Here is a 17468-nt window from a genome sequence, read left to right as displayed (position 1 = left end):
AGGAGGTCGATAGACTCGGGGTGTGCGCGTCGAGGTAACGAGACGTTGAGCCCACGAGCACTAACAACTCAAAGCCACAATCATACGCACTGTGACTCTTCACCGACGATTACTCGTCGCTGAACGAGTCCAGGCGCAAACTGGATCGCACGTACAAAACATCTGCAACTGAGAGCGGTATACCATCGTGGTTCGACTCCACGACTCAGCGTTAGGCGGCCATAGCGGTGAGGTTGCCTCCCGTACCCATCCCGAACACGGAAGATAAGCTCACCAGCGTTCCGGCGAGTACTGGAGTGGGCGACCCTCTGGGAAACCCGGTTCGCCGCCACCATTCATTCACTTTCAGCCTCTCGAGGAGAGTCATCTCTCTTCGAGGGGCTTTTGGTATTTAGGGGGAGTGGCAACGCCGTCGTTCCCTATTTCCCACAACGGTATCGACTATCGGTATACTTCGACCGTCGTTCGCACGTCAGCACTGGAACGGCCAATCTCGACCGTATAGCGTCCGCTGTCGATAGTCCAGCCGTCGTCGTAGCGCGAGAAGGCGAGTTCGTCGAGAGCGAACGTAACGGTCCGGGACTCGCCGGCATCGAGTGTGACCGGCTGCGCCCCGGCAAACTCGCGCTCGGGCCGTTCGATGCCCTCCACAGTCGGTGGTCGAACGTACGCCTGGACGACCTCCCGACCGGCCCTGTCTCCGGCGTTTTCCACAGTCACCTCGACAGCGGTCTCGTCGACGGCTGTCGCGTCCCGGTACTCGAAGGTGGTGTAGGAGTGGCCGTGCCCGAAGGGGTAGGTGGGTTCGTCGCCGTTCGCGTCGAAGTGGCGGTAGCCGACGAAGACGCCCTCGTCGTAGCGGGCCACGCTGTCAACGCCGGGGAAGCGACGCTCGTCGCTGGTCGGATACGAGCCCTCCGGGGCGAACGTGACGGGCAGGCGCCCGCCGGGGTCGCGGTCGCCGTAGAGCACGTCGGCAAGCGCGGCGCCGTCGGCCTGGCCGGGGTACCACTGCTCGACGACGGCGGCCACGTCGTCTCGCCACGGGGTTTCGACCGGGCCGCTGGTGCGCAACACGGCGATGGTCCGGTCGTTGGCGTCGGCGACCGCCTCGACGAGTTCGTCCTGGCGGCCGGGGAGTGTGAGGCTGTCGCGGTCTCGCGCTTCCGTGGACGCGTCGCGCACGCAAACGATAGCAACGTCGGCGTCCTCGGCGGCCGCGACGGCAGCGTCGAGCGAGGGTTCGTCGTCTGGCCCCTCCTGGGTGTCGTGGCCGGAATCGACGAACGGCAGGAGGTCAAATAGCGAGACGGACTCGATTTCCGGGATTCCGCGGGCGTCCGTGACGGTCCCGTCGGCGCGGGCGGTCACGCCGTCGACGGGGCTGACCGAGTGAAACGGCGTCGTCTCCGAGGAGCCACCGCCACCGAGTTTCGCCTCGTGGATGTGGGGGCCAACGAGGGCCACATCGTCGTCGTCGGCAAGCGGCAGGGCGCCGTCGTTGTCCAGCAGGACGGTCCCCCGAGCGGCGATATCCCGCGCGAGGTCGCGATGGCGCTCGCTGTCCAGTTCACCGGGGCGGTCGCAGCCGTCGAGCAGCCCGATGCGGGCCATCTGCCCGAGGACCCGGCGGACCATATCGTCCAGCCGCTCGGCGGAGACTGCCCCGTCGTCGATGGCGGCGGCGAGTGGCTCGCCGAACAGGCCGGCGCGGCTGCCGTCGGGGATGCCGTCGGGCCACTCGAACTCCGCGTCGGGGTCGTCGGGTCCCGAGGGAACGCCCGGCATCTCCACGTCGAGACCGGCGGTGGCCGCGCCGACGGTCGATTCGAGGCCGTACCAGTCGGAGACGACGTAGCCCGCAAAGCCCCATTCGTCTTTGAGGACATCGCCGACTAAGCGCTCGTGGTCGCTCATGTGGGTGCCGTTAACGCGATTGTAGGCTGTCATCACCGAGCCGACGCCGGCCTCGACGGCGGCGCGGAAGGGCGGGAGGTACAGTTCCCGGAGAGTACGTTCGTCAACGTCGGCGCTGACGGCGGTGCGGCCCGTCTCCTGGTTGTTCGCGGCGAAGTGTTTCACCGTCGCGATGACGTCCTCGGACTCGATACCCTCGACGAGCGCGCGGCTGAGGTCGCTGGCGAGTACCGGGTCCTCCGAGAGATACTCGAAGTTCCGGCCACAGTGGGGGACGCGGACGAGGTTCGCCCCGGGTGCCAGCAGCGCGTCCTGGCCGTGGGCGCAGGCCTCGCGGGCCATCGCGGCGCCCCGCTTGCGCGCCAGGTCGGGGTCAAACGTCGACGCGGTGGCCAGCGTCGCGGGGAACGCCGTCGCCCGCTCGCCCTCGGCGCGGATGCCAAGCGGGCCGTCGACGAGCCGGAGCGGTGGGATATCGAGTCGGGGGACGCCGGGGAGGTAGCCGGTCGCAGTCCCCTCGGGGTCGCTCGCTCCGCGGACGAGCGACAGCTTCTCGGCGCGGGTCAACTCGGCGACGAGCGCGTCGATGTCGGCCATGTGATTAGCGACGGTGCGCGGGGGAACCCGAAAGTCGTTGGGGGATTGTGATACAACGCCACAACCGCTATCCCTCTCTCCCGCGAAGTCCGCGCATGAACGGCGAAGGGCTCCCGGCGGAGACGGGTGTCGGACGCGTCGCGTTGACTGTCGACGACGCGAGCGAGACGGTCGAGTTCTACGAGTCCGTGCTCGGGCTGGCGGTCCACGATGTCGACGGCGGGCGGGCGGTGCTGGGCGACGGCGAGACGCCGCTGCTGGAACTCCACGAAGACCGGGACGCGCCAGAGCGACCCCGTTCGGCGGCCGGGCTCTTTCACACCGCGTTCCGGGTGCCCTCGCGAGCCGCACTCGGTGACGCCCTGGCGCGGCTCGACGACCAGTGGCAGCTCTCGGGGGCGTCCGACCACCTCGTCAGCGAGGCGCTGTACTGTCGGGACCCCGAGGGCAACGGCGTCGAGATATACCGAGACAGGCCCCGATCAGCGTGGGAGCAAACGCCGGACGGTGAGGTTCGGATGGCGACGGAGCCCCTCGACACCGGCGCGGTTCGCCGCGAGGCGGCCGGGGACGATGCGGTCCCGGTCGGTACTGACGTGGGCCACGTCCACCTGGAGGTGACCGACCTCGACGCGGCACGGGCCTTCTACGCCGACGCGCTGGGCATGGGCGTGCGGGCGACCACCCGTGGCGCGCTGTTCCTCGCGGCCGGTGGCTACCACCACCACGTCGGCGTGAACGTCTGGAACGGGCGGACCGAACCGGCGAGCGGCCGCGGACTCGACCGGGTCGCCCTCCGACTGCCGACCGAGGCGACGGTCGACGCCGCGCGCAACCGACTCGACCGGGCCGGTTACGCTGTCGAGGCGAACGCGGACGGGATTGGCGTGACCGACCCGGACGGTATCGACATCCGGCTTTCGAGCCGGTAGCGCACGTGTTACCGGGCACTCAAATGGGTCGGCCCGCTACAGTGTGGTATGAGTTCCAACGCGACACGCGTGCCCGTGTACCGGCGAGCGAGCGAACCTGACACTGCCGGGAGGTCCGCATGAGCGACGGTCCACACCAGGACCAGCAGCTCGTCACCGCCGGCACGCCACTGGACGAGGCGACAGCGGCGATGGTGCTGGTCCACGGTCGGGGCGCGACGGCCCGGAGCATCGTGCAGATGGGCCAGGAGGTCCACCGCGACGGCGTGGCGTTGCTTGCCCCCCAGGCCGCCCGCAACACCTGGTACCCCAACTCGTTCCTGTCGCCCGTCGAGCAAAACGAGCCGGGGCGAACGTCGGGTCTGCAGGCCGTCGGCGACGCCGTCGACCGGGCCGTCGAAGCCGGTATCGACCGCGAGCGCGTCCTCCTGCTTGGCTTCTCCCAGGGTGCGTGTCTGGCAAGCGAGTACGTCGCGCGCAACCCCCGGCGGTACGGCGGGCTCGTGGCGCTGTCGGGCGGGCTCATCGGCGAGACGGTCGACCCGGCGAGCTACGAGGGCGACGTCGAGCGGACGCCGGTGTTTGTCGGCTGTAGCGACGTGGACCCACACATCCCGCTGGAGCGGGTCGAGGCCACGGCCGAGGCGTTCGAGCTGCTGAACGGCGACGTGGACAAGCGCATCTACGAGGGGATGGGCCACGGGGTCAACGAGGACGAGCTCGATGCGGTTGGGGACCTGGTCGCCGGGCTGGTCGAGTAGTCGTCGCTCGCGTTACTCAGAGCTGCTTTCTCTCTGTTCGGGGAGTCCCGCTCCGTTCGGGGCCCGGCTTACTCCATATCGGCCAGCGTCCCGAACTCGTCGACGGGGACGACGGAGTAGTCGATGTTCAGCGTGTCCTTGGTCGCGCGGATTTTCCCGACGAAGGTGGATATCTCTTCGAGGTCCCCTTCGAGGACGAACAGCTCCATACAGCGGTGTTCGCCGACGTGGCTGTGGAAGTTCGAGGCGACAAGCCCCTCGTGTTCGTGGCGCAGGTGCATCATCTTCTCTTCGACGGCCGTGGTGTCGTAGTCAAACAGGACGGTGACGATGCCCATCAGCTCCCGGCCCTCCAGTCGCTTGTCCTCGAACTCGCCCAGGAGATTCCGGCTAGCCTCCCGGATTATCTCGCTGCGGCCGGTGTAGCCGTGTTCGTCGGCGAACTCGTCGATGCGTTCGAGGAGCGATTCGGGCATGGAGACGCTGACGACGGTCATGTATTAACTAGGTACCCAAATCCTATTAAGGATTATCGAATGGCCGCCGCTTGCGGAATTTTCACCACTGGGGGAGGGAAAACTTATAATTAGCTCTCAAGATGGACCTAGCAGTATGACAGCGAACGTCGTGACCGACGTGAACCGACCGTACGTTCCCGCTGGTGGGGCCAAGCTGACAGCCGAAATCGAGGTGGAACCCGGCACACAGGAGGTCGAGCCCGTTCGCCATATCGCGCTCTGTATCGATTCGAGCGGGTCGATGTACGAGGGCGGGAACATGGACCGCGCCCGAGGCGGCGCCGAGTGGGTGTTTGGACTGTTAAGCGACGACGACTACGTCTCTATCGTCGCGTTCGACACCGAGGTCGAGGTCGTACTGGACGCGACCCGCTGGGGCGACATCTCCCGGGAGGATGCCGTCGAGAGGGTCCACGACATCCAGGCCGGCGGCGGCACGGACATGTACCAGGGGTTGCAGGCCGCCGCGGACACCCTTCGGGACCTGCCGGCCGACGAGAACACCGCGCGGCGGGTGTTGCTCCTCTCGGACGGGAAGGACAACACCCACGACCCGCCGGAGTTCGAGACGCTCGCCCGCGAGATAGACAGCGCCGGCATCCGTATCAAATCGGCGGGCATCGGCGAGGACTACCGTAGCGAAACTATCCGGAAGCTCGGCAGCGTCGCGCGGGGCGACTGGACGCATCTGCAGGCCTCCGGCGACATCGAGCAGTTCTTCGGCGACGCCGTCGAGGAGGCCGGCAGCCTCGTCGCCCCCGACGCCGAGCTCGAACTCGACGTCGCCGACGGCGTCGAAGTGAGCGAGGTGTACCGCGCCCTGCCCCAGACACAGGAAGTCACACCGGAGTGGCAGGCAAACAGCGCCGTCATCAAGCTGCCCGACCTGCTGGACCGGGAGACCCAGCGGGTCGTCCTGAAGATTCACGCGCCGGCGCGGCCCCTGGGCGAGCACCGGCTCGCGGACGTGACGCTGACCGCGGGCGGGGAGACGGCGGCGACGACCCTCTCCGTGGAGTACACCGACGACGAGGAGAAGCTCCAACAGCACAACGAGGAGATAGACATCGACCACAAACAGACCGTCATCCAGACCGAACTCGGCAAGGGCAACGTCGCGGAGGCCCAGACCCGGATAGAGCAGATGACCCGCATCCACGGCGCGGACACGGAGGCGGTCAAGTCCGCCGAGCGCCAGACAGAGATTGTCATGGAGGGCGGCCGCGAGGAGCAGAGCCGGGCGACGAAGATAGTCACGGACGAGGGCATCCAGAAGTGAAAGCGCCGCGCGTGGGGGTCGCGGCCGTCCGAGACGGGGGCTGAGCGATGCCGTGGGAACCCGAACCGGGCGACGTCATCGCGGGCCGGTACGAACTCGGAGAGTTCCTCGGCAAGGGCGGGTTCGCGAAGGCCTACAGGGCGACCGACAGGGACACCGGCGATACGGTCGTGTTGAAGTACCCGAACTACACCGAGTCACAGAACGACCAGTCCGTCATCGAGGAGTACTTCGTGAAGGAAGCCGAGACGCTCAAGCGCATCGCCGCGGCTGGCGGACACGAGTACGTGATGGACCTCTATGACACCCTCCGCGAGCGGGATGTCCCCTTCCTCGTGGTCGAGCTGGTCGAAGGCGAGGAGATCGATTCGGCGGTCGAGAAGTACAACGCGCCGATGACCGACGACGACGAGGTCCGGCAGGTCGGTATCAAGTTGGCCGACGCGATGGGGTTTCTACACGAAAACGAAATCGTCTACCGGGACCTGAAACCCGAGAACGTGATGCTCGCCGAGGACGGCACCCCGACGCTCATCGATTTCAACACGGCGACGGCGTTTGACTCGACGGGCGACCCGTCGACGGGCAACCAGGGGACGACCATCCTCGGCCCGTTCAAGCCCCGCGAGGTCGCGGAGGCCAGCCGGACCGACGTCCGCCAGGGACCGTGGTCCGACGTCTACTCTATCGGGAAGGTCCTCCTCTACCTGCTGAAGGGGTCGGTCCCGAAGAAAGACGGCGTCAACCCACACGACTTCGGTGCCGACTGCGACGACTACCTGGCCGAGATCGTAGAGCGGGCGACCCAGTCGGACTACCGGAAGCGCTACCGCAACGCGACCGTGCTGCGGGACGTGCTCGAAGCGAGAGACCCGACGCCGCCGTCGACCGCTTCGATACGGTACGTCCAGACCGACCGGGAGTTCCCCGTCGAGCCGGGCGACACCATCGGGCGCGAGGGGGCCGACGGGCCGGCGGCCTCTATCACCATCGAGGACCCGAAAGGGGAGTACATCTCGTCGGTACAGGTGAAATTTGAGAAGGCAGGCGACGAGTGGTACCTGGTCGACCAGAGCCTCAACGGCACGTATATCCAGCGCGGTTCCGGCTGGCAGTTAGTGCTGAGCGAAGACGGCCGCAACCGGCTCAAAAAGAAAGGCGAGGACTACACCGACCGCAACGGCGAGGAGCCGCCCGAGTCGATTCGGCTGGACGACGGCGACCTCATCTCGCTCGTCGACCCGACCTACGGCGTCACGTTCCAGTTTCAGGCGGAGTAACCATGCGATACACAACGAATTACGACATCGGCGACCGGAAGCGCGGACAGGGAATCAACGAAGACAGCCTCTCGGTGACGGTCTTCGAGCAGGGACACCGGGACGGCTATCTGGGAAAGACGAGGCCGCCACGGATTCGTGAGCGGGCGGCGGGCGGCGAGGGGGGCGAGCCGCCGTCGGACGACGACGCGCCGGCCGACGGCCAGGCGGGCGCCGACCCGGCGGACGTGGCGGCGGCCATCGGCGAGGCCGAGGCGGACGACGAGACCGACGACGACGCTCCCGGGGACGAGGCCGGGGCTTCGGGGTCGGCGGCGACCGACGACGAGCAGGCGGAGCTGCCGGCCAACCGCTCGGCTGGGGTGTTCGTGCTGGCCGACGGCGCGGGCGGCCACGACGCGGGCGACGCGGCCTCGTACATCGCGACGACGGTCGTCGCGGAGAACCTCGCGCCGGTGGCCATCAACGCCGTGCGCAGCCACCCCGAGGAGTTCGACATCGACATCAGCCCGGACGTGTTGCCCGAGCCGCTCGGCCCCGAGGACATCCAGACCGGACTGGAGAACGCCATCATCAAGGCCCACCGCGAGATTATCCGCTATGCCGACGAGTCGGGCACACAGTCCTACACCACGGTCGTCGCCGGCGTCTACGCCGACGGCCGGCTCCACCTTGGGTGGGTCGGCGACAGCCGCGCCTATCTCGTCAACGACGCCCGCGAGGAGATCGTCCCGCTCACCAAGGACCACGCCGTCGTCGAGGAGTGGGCCGACGAGGGGGAGATAGACGACGTCGAGGCCCACGTCCACCCGGACGGGAACCAGATAACGCGGGCGCTGGGCGGGTCGGGCCACGAGGACCCCGACCGCGCGATGGTCGAGGTCGACACCCGCTCGGTCCGCCTGTTCGCCGAGGACACCGTGCTGGCGACCAGCGACGGGCTCATCGACGCCCAGACCGACGCGCCGGAGCTCTACGAGGAGTACGTCGAGGCCGACCGCTCGGCCGAGATGGCCGAGACCGTCCGCGACGCGGTCGTCACGGACGAGGAGATACGGGACGTGTTGCTCTCGGCAGACTCGCTCGACGACGCGGCGGCCGAGTACGTCACGCTCGCGAACGAGCGCGGGGGGAAAGACAACATCTCCGTGCTGCTGTTCGAGGACGAGACGCTGCCGGAGACGCCAAGCGGGGGCGTTCCGGTCCGGGCGGCCGACCCCGATGTCGACCTCTCGGACCGAGATACTGTCATCATAACCGAAGAGTGAGCGGGGGAACTGTTTTATTTCTCCCCGTAAAAGCCGCTCATGAAGGACTATGTCAGACGCGAGCACCAACCAATCAGTCGAATGTCCCATCTGCGGGGACGAGTTCGACCCAACGGTCGCAGGCGGGTGGTGTACCAATACGGAGTGTGGTGAGTGGCAGTACACCGAAGAAAGCACCGAATCCGGCACAACAGACAACGGGAGTCCCGAACCGGCCGACCCGGAGGCCGACGACGGGGAGCTCGTCGCCCCGGACCAGGCGGACGAGGGCGCCGATCCCGTCGACCTCTTCGAGGAGTCGGGCGGCGACGATGACGCCGAGACAGGCGCGGACGGGGTCGACGACGCCGTCGACGACCCAGAGGAGGACGTGGACGTTGCCGAGGAGGCCGCGGCCGAAGACGTCGGGGAAGAAGAAGCCGTCGCCGACGACGTTGCAGACGGTACCGAAACGGACGACGCGGACGGGGCCGCGGTCGACGACACCGAGGAAGATGATGCGGCCGACGAGGACGGTCCCGGGGCGGTCGACGCGGGTGGGGCCGACGACACCGAAGCCGCGGGCGAGGGAGCCGACGAAAGCGCCGACGAAGTCGAGGCCGACACTATCGACTGTCCCGACTGCGGGGTCACGCTCGACGCCGACGTCAACTTCTGTGCCGAGTGCGGGACGGACGTCTCGGACGTCTCGCCGGGCGAGGCGGAACTCGACGCCTGCCCTGCCTGTGGCACCGACGTCGAACCCGAGGACAACTTCTGTGTGAACTGCGGCGAGGACCTAGACGCCCACCGCGGGAGCGACAGCGGGACGCCCGAAACCAACACCGACGACGGGTCGGAGACGGTCCCCGAGTCGCTCGTTCTGGAGATCGAGGGCAGAGAGATACACGTCGACGACGGCGACACGGTCGGCCGCGAGATACGCGCCGCGCTCACCGACGCCGGGCGACCGGACGACGAGGCCGTCCGCATCCACCGCGAACACGTTCGGTTCGTCCGCGAGAGCGACAGCTTCTACCTGCTGGACCTGGGTGACAACCCGACCCAGCTCAACGGGGCCACGCTGCAGAAGGGCGACCGCGAGCCTGTCGCGCCGGGCGACGAACTCGAGCTTTCGGGTGTCGCCTCGGTGACCGTCGGGACGCCCTGAGCCACACGAACTAAGCGCCCACAGGGAGACTCCCAGGTAATGTCGGACCACCCCCCTGCCGTGGAACTGCGCCGTTCCGTCGCTGTGCTCGCTACCGAGTGGTGGCTCGTCGCCGGCGGTCTCGCCGGCTATCTGGCCTTCGGGGCGTGGGTGGTCACGACGGGGCTCGCGCTCGATGCGTTCGCGCCGGGGCTCGCCGCGAGTGGCCTCGCGACCGTCGGTCCCGTGACGGTGACCGGTGTGGTCGCCCTCGCGACGGTCGCGTGGCTGCTCGCGCCCGCGCTGGTCGCCGCGTGGCTGCTCGACCGACGGCTCTCGAACGTGAACGGCAATCTCGTGTCCCAGTATCGCATCGACCACCCCGGGGTCTTGCCGGCGCTACCGGGCGTTCTCGTACTGGTGGCGACGGCCGCCGCGCTCGTCGTCGGGCCCCGGACGCCCGTTCTCGCGGTCATGGCGCTCGCGGGGGTCCACCTGCTGGTACGGACAGTGGCCTTCGGCCGGCGCGTCTACAGCTTCTCCCCGAAACCGCTGTTTACGGCGATGTCGGCGGTGAGCGCGCTGGCGCTCGGGGCCGCCTGGCTCGTCCACGCGGTGCGGTTGCCGGGCACGGTCGGCGAGTTGGTCGCTGGCGCGGGTGTCGCCGCTGTCGTCGAGACGGGGCTGGGCGCCGCGGGCATCGGGTCGGGGACGGCCCTGGGCGTGCTGGTTGCCGTCCCGGCGCTGCTGTCGGGACTGTATCTCCTCGCACAGACGCTGGTCGCCGCTCGGGTCAGGTCGCGGGCACCGCTCTCGACCCCGACAAAACGGGCCGAACAGCGCTACCCCATCATGCCGCCGGTCGCCGACAGCTCGCGGCCCGGACCGCCGACCCCGTCCGCTGTCGAGGGGTCTGACTCGGCGACCACGGACCCGTCGTCTGCACCCGCGACAGACGAACCGGCCGCGGACACTGCGGACACGAGCGAGTCCGTGGAGACGACCGATGAGCCCGACGACGGCTCGCACACTCGCGTGTTCACAGCGGACGAGTCGGCTCCGGACGACGCAAGCTCGATGGCGGCCGTGGCGGACGCCAACGGGGAGACGGACGACGACGGCTGGATCGACGACACCGCGATCTTCTCGCCCGACGGGGCGACCGGTTCCGGAGACGAGTGTGGCGAGTGTGGCGAGGAGATTCCCCGCGAATCAGTGACGTTCTGCCCGAACTGCGGCGAGCGACTCCGGCGCTGACCGTCCGCGCTCCTCACCGCGTCCCCGCGGATATGGTATTCGATACCAAACGTACAATATATTTAATATGTCCCCGGGTGAAGAATTCTATACGTCAGTGCGGCTGATTCGGTGTCTCAGATGAGCTACGCCACCCCGACCCACCACGCGCCCGCCGCCGTCGCCGAGCAGGTGGTCCACAGGCCCGCTCTCGGCGGGGACGGTTCTCCGGGTCGGGTCGGCGCCGCTCTCGCCCGCCAGTTCCTGCCCGCCCGGTAACCCGCCGACCCGTGGGACGGCGTCGACCGACGCCCACTGCGGCGAGGTATCGTTCTGTGCTGGTCACCGTCGACAGTGGCCAGCGTGCCGGCGGGCCCGGCTGGCGGGCTCCTCTGGACCGGTTCGACTCCGGCCGTCGGCCTATGTCGCTCCATGCGACTACCACCGTCGAGGCATCGGCCGACGTCTCGCTGCGGGTCCCCCGCGGCGGGACCGAAGACCTCACCAGCGGCGTCGCCGGTGTGCTCGCCGCCGTCGACGCGGTCGAGACGGTGCTGGTCGAGCGGGTGACGAGCGTGCGCCCGGGGCACACCGACATCCGCGTCGACACCGATGTCACTCTGGTCGTCGAGCTGCCGGAGGGGGCCGACGGCGACCCAGTGGACTCCGACCCCGGCTCGGTGGTCGCGACGCTGCTCGCCGAGGGGTTCGGTATCACGGCGGTCAACGAGGTCGAACGGGTCGATCTCGTTGAGGAGTAGTCGCGGGCCGCATACTGTCGGCTGTAACCAACTGACGGAACTCGCCACCCGGGGTGGCGACTGTCTTTACGAACTCACAGCCGGCCGTATCAGATGTCGAGCTCGACTGGGTCGTCGTCCGAACCGTCCGACAGCTCTGCCGGCTCTTCGTCGTCGTCTTCCTCGGCGAGCTGGCCGGCCAGCAGTCCAGTGACGCCGGTGACGAGCATCCCGAGCCCGGAGATGCGGGTCGAGCGGACGTACCAGTCTTTCGGTTCGAGGTCGCCGGGGTTGTCGTACCCTCGCAGGAGGAGCTTGCCGTTCAGTTTGATGGCCTGTTTCGGGAGGAAGACGGCGAGCAGCCCGTGTACGACCATCCACGCGTAGCCAAACGGGAGAAAGCGCTGTATCATCACGCCCACGTTCGTCCCCCACCTACCTGAACCCTTGGCTTACGGCGTCTCACACTGTGGCTGTGACACACTGACGGAACTCGCGGTAGCGCGTGTTTGGGCGGTCTCAGGCGTCGTCGGTCCACATCGCGTCCGAGAGGGTCCGCTGGACGGCCTCCTCGCCGACAGCCTGGGCCAGCGTCTCGAAGCCGCTGCGCTCGACGGGGTCGCCGGCGTTTGCGACCAGCCGGGAGACGATGAACTCCGGGGTGGACTTGCCGACGGTGCCAAACCGGGGCTGGTAGTCGACGCGCAGTTCGAGGTCCGGGTCCAGCCCCTCGGCGAAGATACCGTCCGTCCGGGCGACCTCGGGCAGGGGCTCTAAGTCCGCCGCCAGGTGCGTGACGAACACGCCAAGCGCCCCGCGTTCGACGGTCAGCGTCACGAGGCCATGCAGCAGGTTCGCGGCCGACCCCGGCTCCGTGATGGCCTCGAACTCGTCGACCAGCATCAGCGTCCGGTCGTCGCCCGACAGCGGCGGGACCACCGAGCGAAGCGTCGATTCGAGCACGCCGGCGTTGAACGAGGCGTGTCTGCGGTGGAAGACGACAGTGTCGACGATACCGACCTCGGCGGCCTCGGCGGGGACGGGCAGCCCCATCTGGGCGAGCAGCTGGACCTGACACAGCGTCTCCAGCAGGGTGGTCTTCCCGCCGGAGTTCGCGCCGGTCAGCACCGCTACCCGGTCGCCGGTCGGCGGGGCGTTCGCCCGCTCGACGTCGAGGGTGTGGTCGCCGACGGCGTAGGTCACGGGCTGGACGCCGTCGGTGTCGGCGAGTGTGAGATTCCGGGCCCGCTTGACGGCGACGGTGTCGCGGTCGACGAAGGTCGGCCGGCGGAGGTCATACGCCAGCGCGAAGCGGGCCAGCGACACCGAAAGCGCCAGGTCCCCGACGGCCGTGACCGCCGCCTCGATTGTCGGCTGGGCGTCCGCCAGGGCCTCGCTCAGCTCCTCGGCGACCGCTGTCTCCCGCTCCTCGACGGCGGTTCGCAGCGAGCGCCGCAGCTCCCGGAGCGCGGCGTCGACGAAGTCCCGCGCGTCGGTGGCGCCCTCCGGCATCGCGTCGCGGACGCGAGCGGCCTCGATGCCCGTCTCGCCGGTGACGTGACGGACCAGCGCGTCCTGGAACTCGTCGGGTCGGCGGGCGCCCTCCTTGATCGCCTCGACCACGTCCGGCGCGGACGCCGCGAGGTCCTCGACCTGACCGTGGCGGTCGCGAAGCCGGTCTAACTCCTCGTCTGCGCCCTCGCCCACGCGGTCGCCCTCGCCCGCGAGCCCGGCCAACGCGGCCCGGGCGTCGTCCAGCGCGTCGCCGTCGAGGGCCGCCACCCGTTCGAAGACGCCTGAGTCCACGCCGGTGGCCTGCAGGGCGAGCGCCGTCTCGACGGCCGCCCGCTCGCCGCCCGCGTCGTGGTCGGCAAAGGCCGACAGTATCGCCCGCTGGTCGGCGTCGGCGAGACCGGCCCACGTGTCCCTGGCGGCGAGGACGTCGTCCAGGCGCTCGGTCATCCGCTCGCGCGTGGGCAGCGGCGTCAGTACGCGGACGCGGTCGGCCGCGTCGGCGGTGACGGCGTACTCCTCGGCGAGGTCCAGCAGCTCCTTGTACACGTCGCGGGTGTCCCGGGTGGCAAGCAGGTCCATCGACTCGGCGCCGGTCGCCCGACGGAGGATGCGCGTCGCCCGCCCTCGCGAGAGCCCCGCCGCCGTGAGCGTCCGCGTGTCCGCCGATTCGATGGCCTCGATGGCCCGCTCGACGCCCAGCTCCTCGGTCAGTAGCTCGGACGTCTTCGGCCCGATACCCCAGTACTCCTCCAGTCGCATGCGCGAGCCGACGGGCGGCCCCGGTTTAGTTGTTCTCACCGACGGGTCCGGCCGTCGGTGTCGTCAGAGGTTCGGGGCCAGCCCGTCGAGCCGCGACCGGTTCCTGTCGCGGGCCAGCGCCTCCGCGGCGTGTTCGCCGCTTATCAGGGCCATCGGCAGGCCGACCCCCGGCGACGTGAACGCACCGGCGTAGTAGAGCCCCTCGACCCCCGGCGCATGGTGTGAGGGCCGCAGCGGCCCGGTCTGGTCGAGCGTGTGTGCCAGCCCGAGGGCGGTGCCGTCCGGCGTCCGGTAGCGGTCGGCGAAGTCCGAGACGCAGGCCGACTCCTCGGCGACGATGCGGTCCCGCAGGTCGACTCCTGTGTGCTCGGCGAGGTCGTCGAGTATCCGGTCCCGAACCGCCGCGCGACGTTCCGGCCCGTCGTCGAGTCCGGGCGCGACCGGGACGAGGACGACGACGGCGTGGTGGCCGTCGGGGGCGACGGCGTCGTCGGTCCGCGACGCCACCGAGAGGTAGTACGCCGGGTTCTCGGGCCAGGCCGGCTCATCGAAGATACGCTCGAAGTGGGGGTCCCAGTCGGCCGGGAACACGAGGCTGTGGTGGGCCAGCGGGTCGACGTCGCCCTCGACGCCGAGATACAGCAGGAACGCCGACGGGCCGTAGGTCTGTCCGTCCCAGTAGCCTGGCTCGCGGTCGTGCTGGTCGGGGTCGAGCAGGTCGCGCTCGACGTGGGCCGGGTTCGCGTTCGCGACGACGCTGTCGGCGGTGTGGCTGCCGTCGCCGGTTACGACGCGCAGGCCGCCCGCGACCGGGTCGAGCCCGGTCACGTCCGTGCCGGTCCGATAGCTCACGCCCAGTTCCCGACCCAGGGCGGCAAGGGCCTCGACGAGGCTGTACATCCCGCCCTCGGGGTAGTAGACGCCGAGTTCGAAATCGACATGCGTCATCAGGTTGTACAGCGACGGGGTGTTGCGGGGCGAGCCGCCGAGAAAGACCAGCGTGTACTGCAGCAGCTGCTGGAGCTTCGGGTGGTCGAAGTGGTTGGCGACGTACTCCTGCATCGGCCCGAGGTGGGTCAGCGCCGGGGCGGCCCTGAGGATACTCGGGTCCACCAGGTCGCGCCAGCGCGCGCGGTCCTCGTAGACGAAGTGGTCCATCCCGACCTCGTAGGTGCGTTTCGCCTCGGCGAGGTAGTCGTCGAGGGCGTCGGCGGCGCCGTCCTCGTAGGACTCGAAGACGGCCCGAATCCGGTCAAGGTCGGGTTCGACGTCGAGCCGGTCGCCGTCCTTGTAGAAGACCCGGTACTGCGGGTCGAGCCGGGTAAGTTCGTAGTAGTCCTCGACCGACCGGCCGAAGTGGTCGAAAAACCGCTCGAAGGTGTTGGGCATCAGATACCACGACGGGCCGGTGTCGAACGTGAACTCGCCGAGCTCCAGCCGGCCGGTGACCCCGCCCAGCGAGTCGGTCCGCTCGATGACGGTCACGTCCGCGCCGGCGTCGGCGAGCGTACAGGCCGCCGAGAGCCCGCCAACGCCACCGCCGACGACAGTCACGCTCTCGTCGGTAAGCGGTGTATCAGCTATCATCGGTCTGTGTCAGGAGCCGTATGGGAGTTCAGGGAACGTACCAGATACCGCGCTCGCGGTCCGCCAGCCCGCCGACGATGACGTGTGGCAGCGCGATGATGCTCACGAAGATGCTCCAGAACGCTACCAGGCCGGGGAGCAGGCTGGCTCCGCCAAGCGGCTGCGGGGCGAGCGTCCACACAAGGGCCGCCAGCCCGAACGTGGCGACGCTGCCGGCGATGAGGACGCCCCACGCGCCCATCGCGACCAGTCGGGGGTCGTCGGCGTCGAGGAAGTCGAGCCAGCCGCCGGCGTCCCCGGGCTCGTCGTCGACGGCCGTCGCCCGGGCGACCTGTCTGGCCGAGTACCACAGCGGGAAGTACAGCCCGACGGCGATGACGACGGGGACGACCGCGAAGTACGCCACGAGCAGGAGCGTCTCGGCGGCGTCGGCGAGAAAGGAGCCCGTCCCCGCCGACCGCCAGTAGCCCAGCCCGAGGTGTGTGACGAGTAAGGCGCCGTAGCCGGCCCCGAGGGCGAGCCGCCTCGTGCCGAAGTCGCCGGCTACACCGGCCAGCGCGCCGGGTTCGAAGATGTTCACCATGATGGTGCTGAAGGCGTAGAACACCTCCGGCCAGAACACCATGGGGACGACCATCACCGCGCCCCCGCGGACCGCCGCGGCGAGCCACCACTGGGGCCCCGTTCGGAGGTGGTCGGTACCCGACAGCGCGTCCATGGCTTTCACGCCGCCCAGGCCGCCTTTCGCCATCGCGACGCTCACCGCGAGCGCCAGGCCGGCCACCGGGGCGAGAAACAGGAGCCCGACGAAGAGTGCGACCGACAGCAGGTACGCGCCGACGTACCCCCGCTGGAAGGACGCGGCGCGGCGCCTGAGGTTCTCGAAGTGCTCGTACCCCCCATGGGGGAGGTTCATCGCCACCATCCCGAGCAGGTAGACACCGGCCTGGACGCGCAGCGACACGCTCAGTCCGGCCAGTCTGCCGGCTGCGAACCCGGCTATCAACACAAGCAGCGCGACACGGGACACCGTCAGCGGCGTGCCACCGGCTGTCTCGCTGACCAGGCGGTCACGCCCGAAGCGACGTGTGTAGCCCATACCCGACGGTTGGTCCCGAACCGGCATGAAACGCAGACCCAAACCAATGGGTACGTGCCAGTCACCGCAGGCTCTCGGCCGGTAGCCCGAGGCTACTGACTGTCAGGGACACCGAGCTGACGGCCGCTGGTGTGGGCCGGGCGGACAGACCCGCGCGAGCCGGACCACTCAAGCCCCTGGCAGCAAAACGGGCGGCCATGGACGAGGGCCACGAGACGGGCGGCGACGGTGTGCTGGCCTGTCCGGCCTGTGGCGTCGACATCGAGCGCCCGGTCCCGACCTGCCCCGACTGCGGCGAGCGGCTGGTCTCCGAGGAGGTGGCCGACCTGCTCGACGAGCGGATGGCTGCGGCCTTCGACTCGGAGGTGAATACGGCGCCGCGCTGGGCGGTCGTCCTCACCGGACTGGCGCTGGGCATCGCCGTCGCCCCGCTGGTCGTCTACGCGGCGGTTATCGCCGTCGGCGACCTCCCGCTCGCGGTCCTGGTCGGGCTGGGGCTGGCGGGCTGGCTCCTGCCGGCGGCGGCCCTCTCGCGGCTCCCGAACCCGAGCGCGGTGCTCTCCCGTGGGCTGTATCTCGTGGTCGGCGGTATCGGTACCGTGGTCCTCGCCGTCGGCTACGACGCGGTGTCACCGGGGTCGTCGGTAGTCACGGGCAACGCCGGGCTCGTCGTCGGGGCGCTTGCGCTCCCGGCAGTGTTCGCGCTCCTGCTGGCTCGCCGCGTCGCCGGACGGGCCGCCCGACAGGCCCGCGGGGAGCCGGGCCCGCTCCACGAGCGGGCGGGTATCGAGGGTGAGGACGAGGCGCCCGGGGACGACGGCTGAAGCGGGTCTGGGTCCCGAAAACGCTTC

16 protein-coding genes and 1 rRNA gene are annotated in these 17468 nt (G+C 69.1%); 11 read left to right on the top strand and 6 right to left on the bottom strand.

Annotated features, from left to right (window positions below):
- The first annotated feature begins 211 nt into the window (after positions 1-211).
- A 5S ribosomal RNA gene (rrf, locus tag VJ162_RS05630) occupies positions 212-334 on the top strand.
- Between the two features lie 107 nt (positions 335-441).
- Here the strand turns inward: rrf and VJ162_RS05625 are convergent.
- Positions 442-2514, bottom strand: coding sequence for a beta-glucosidase (locus VJ162_RS05625; protein ID WP_324662956.1), 2073 nt, complete (start codon positions 2512-2514; stop codon positions 442-444).
- Between the two features lie 95 nt (positions 2515-2609).
- On the opposite strand from VJ162_RS05625, the gene VJ162_RS05620 reads away from it, so the two are divergent.
- Both VJ162_RS05620 and VJ162_RS05615 read left to right on the top strand, forming a co-directional pair.
- On the top strand, positions 2610-3446 hold the full coding sequence (locus VJ162_RS05620) for a VOC family protein (protein ID WP_324662954.1): 837 nt from the start codon (positions 2610-2612) through the stop codon (positions 3444-3446).
- Between the two features lie 119 nt (positions 3447-3565).
- Entirely contained in the window at positions 3566-4207 is a 642-nt protein-coding gene (locus VJ162_RS05615; RefSeq protein WP_324662953.1) for an alpha/beta hydrolase, read from the top strand.
- Between the two features lie 68 nt (positions 4208-4275).
- On the opposite strand, the gene VJ162_RS05610 is transcribed toward VJ162_RS05615, so the two are convergent.
- Entirely contained in the window at positions 4276-4704 is a 429-nt protein-coding gene (locus tag VJ162_RS05610; RefSeq protein WP_324662951.1) for a CopG family ribbon-helix-helix protein, read from the bottom strand.
- A 115-nt stretch (positions 4705-4819) separates the two neighbouring features.
- Between VJ162_RS05610 and VJ162_RS05605 the strand changes: the two genes are divergently transcribed.
- The 7 genes from VJ162_RS05605 (at position 4820) to VJ162_RS05575 (ending at position 11678) form a co-directional block, all read left to right on the top strand.
- A complete protein-coding gene (locus VJ162_RS05605; RefSeq protein WP_324662950.1) occupies positions 4820-6004 on the top strand; it encodes a vWA domain-containing protein in 1185 nt (394 codons plus the stop codon).
- A 47-nt stretch (positions 6005-6051) separates the two neighbouring features.
- Positions 6052-7284 (top strand): FHA domain-containing serine/threonine-protein kinase, encoded by a 1233-nt coding sequence (locus tag VJ162_RS05600; RefSeq protein ID WP_324662949.1) that lies wholly within the window; start codon positions 6052-6054, stop codon positions 7282-7284.
- Between the two features lie 2 nt (positions 7285-7286).
- Positions 7287-8552, top strand: a complete 1266-nt coding sequence (locus VJ162_RS05595) for a PP2C family protein-serine/threonine phosphatase (RefSeq protein WP_324662948.1) — start codon at positions 7287-7289, stop codon at positions 8550-8552.
- 49 nt (positions 8553-8601) lie between these two features.
- A complete protein-coding gene (locus VJ162_RS05590; protein WP_324662946.1) occupies positions 8602-9702 on the top strand; it encodes a zinc ribbon domain-containing protein in 1101 nt (366 codons plus the stop codon).
- A 39-nt stretch (positions 9703-9741) separates the two neighbouring features.
- On the top strand, positions 9742-10938 hold the full coding sequence (locus VJ162_RS05585; RefSeq protein WP_324662944.1) for a hypothetical protein: 1197 nt from the start codon (positions 9742-9744) through the stop codon (positions 10936-10938).
- A 120-nt stretch (positions 10939-11058) separates the two neighbouring features.
- Positions 11059-11196, top strand: a complete 138-nt coding sequence (locus tag VJ162_RS05580) for a hypothetical protein (RefSeq protein WP_324662943.1) — start codon at positions 11059-11061, stop codon at positions 11194-11196.
- 143 nt (positions 11197-11339) lie between these two features.
- Entirely contained in the window at positions 11340-11678 is a 339-nt protein-coding gene (locus tag VJ162_RS05575) for a hypothetical protein (RefSeq protein WP_324662941.1), read from the top strand.
- 89 nt (positions 11679-11767) lie between these two features.
- Here VJ162_RS05575 and VJ162_RS05570 read toward each other — a convergent pair whose 3' ends face one another.
- The 4 genes from VJ162_RS05570 to VJ162_RS05555 all read right to left on the bottom strand — a co-directional run bounded on the left by VJ162_RS05570 (position 11768) and on the right by VJ162_RS05555 (position 16617).
- Positions 11768-12070 (bottom strand): hypothetical protein, encoded by a 303-nt coding sequence (locus VJ162_RS05570; protein WP_324662940.1) that lies wholly within the window; start codon positions 12068-12070, stop codon positions 11768-11770.
- 106 nt (positions 12071-12176) lie between these two features.
- Positions 12177-13931: a MutS-related protein gene (locus VJ162_RS05565; RefSeq protein WP_324662939.1), complete on the bottom strand. Its 1755-nt coding sequence runs from the start codon at positions 13929-13931 to the stop codon at positions 12177-12179.
- Between the two features lie 63 nt (positions 13932-13994).
- The gene (locus VJ162_RS05560) at positions 13995-15518 is read right to left on the bottom strand and encodes a phytoene desaturase family protein (RefSeq protein WP_324662938.1); all 1524 of its coding nucleotides are present in this window, start codon (positions 15516-15518) and stop codon (positions 13995-13997) included.
- A gap of 28 nt (positions 15519-15546) precedes the next feature.
- Entirely contained in the window at positions 15547-16617 is a 1071-nt protein-coding gene (locus VJ162_RS05555; protein ID WP_324662937.1) for a Brp/Blh family beta-carotene 15,15'-dioxygenase, read from the bottom strand.
- Positions 16618-16814: 197 nt separating this feature from the next.
- On the opposite strand from VJ162_RS05555, the gene VJ162_RS05550 reads away from it, so the two are divergent.
- On the top strand, positions 16815-17441 hold the full coding sequence (locus tag VJ162_RS05550) for a zinc ribbon domain-containing protein (RefSeq protein ID WP_324662936.1): 627 nt from the start codon (positions 16815-16817) through the stop codon (positions 17439-17441).
- The last annotated feature ends 27 nt before the right edge of the window (positions 17442-17468 follow it).

It is taken from the genome of Haloarcula sediminis (genome assembly GCF_035656455.1).
Lineage (GTDB): Archaea > Halobacteriota > Halobacteria > Halobacteriales > Haloarculaceae > Haloarcula > Haloarcula sediminis.
The sequence above is the reverse complement of the archived record's forward strand: the minus strand, read 5'-3'. Positions and strand labels throughout refer to the sequence as shown.

Excerpts from the sequence above, each read along its gene's own strand:
- VJ162_RS05610 (WP_324662951.1), bottom strand. The coding sequence starts at position 4,704 with ATGACCGTCGTCAGCGTCTCCATGCCCGAATCGCTCCTCGAACGCATC.
- VJ162_RS05620 (WP_324662954.1), top strand. The coding sequence starts at position 2,610 with ATGAACGGCGAAGGGCTCCCGGCGGAGACGGGTGTCGGACGCGTCGCG.
- VJ162_RS05605 (WP_324662950.1), top strand. The coding sequence starts at position 4,820 with ATGACAGCGAACGTCGTGACCGACGTGAACCGACCGTACGTTCCCGCT.
- VJ162_RS05590 (WP_324662946.1), top strand. The coding sequence starts at position 8,602 with ATGTCAGACGCGAGCACCAACCAATCAGTCGAATGTCCCATCTGCGGG.
- VJ162_RS05555 (WP_324662937.1), bottom strand. The coding sequence starts at position 16,617 with ATGGGCTACACACGTCGCTTCGGGCGTGACCGCCTGGTCAGCGAGACA.
- VJ162_RS05560 (WP_324662938.1), bottom strand. The coding sequence starts at position 15,518 with ATGATAGCTGATACACCGCTTACCGACGAGAGCGTGACTGTCGTCGGC.
- VJ162_RS05615 (WP_324662953.1), top strand. The coding sequence starts at position 3,566 with ATGAGCGACGGTCCACACCAGGACCAGCAGCTCGTCACCGCCGGCACG.
- VJ162_RS05570 (WP_324662940.1), bottom strand. The coding sequence starts at position 12,070 with ATGATACAGCGCTTTCTCCCGTTTGGCTACGCGTGGATGGTCGTACAC.
- VJ162_RS05550 (WP_324662936.1), top strand. The coding sequence starts at position 16,815 with ATGGACGAGGGCCACGAGACGGGCGGCGACGGTGTGCTGGCCTGTCCG.
- VJ162_RS05575 (WP_324662941.1), top strand. The coding sequence starts at position 11,340 with ATGTCGCTCCATGCGACTACCACCGTCGAGGCATCGGCCGACGTCTCG.
- VJ162_RS05625 (WP_324662956.1), bottom strand. The coding sequence starts at position 2,514 with ATGGCCGACATCGACGCGCTCGTCGCCGAGTTGACCCGCGCCGAGAAG.
- VJ162_RS05600 (WP_324662949.1), top strand. The coding sequence starts at position 6,052 with ATGCCGTGGGAACCCGAACCGGGCGACGTCATCGCGGGCCGGTACGAA.
- VJ162_RS05595 (WP_324662948.1), top strand. The coding sequence starts at position 7,287 with ATGCGATACACAACGAATTACGACATCGGCGACCGGAAGCGCGGACAG.
- VJ162_RS05565 (WP_324662939.1), bottom strand. The coding sequence starts at position 13,931 with ATGCGACTGGAGGAGTACTGGGGTATCGGGCCGAAGACGTCCGAGCTA.
- VJ162_RS05585 (WP_324662944.1), top strand. The coding sequence starts at position 9,742 with ATGTCGGACCACCCCCCTGCCGTGGAACTGCGCCGTTCCGTCGCTGTG.
- VJ162_RS05580 (WP_324662943.1), top strand. The coding sequence starts at position 11,059 with ATGAGCTACGCCACCCCGACCCACCACGCGCCCGCCGCCGTCGCCGAG.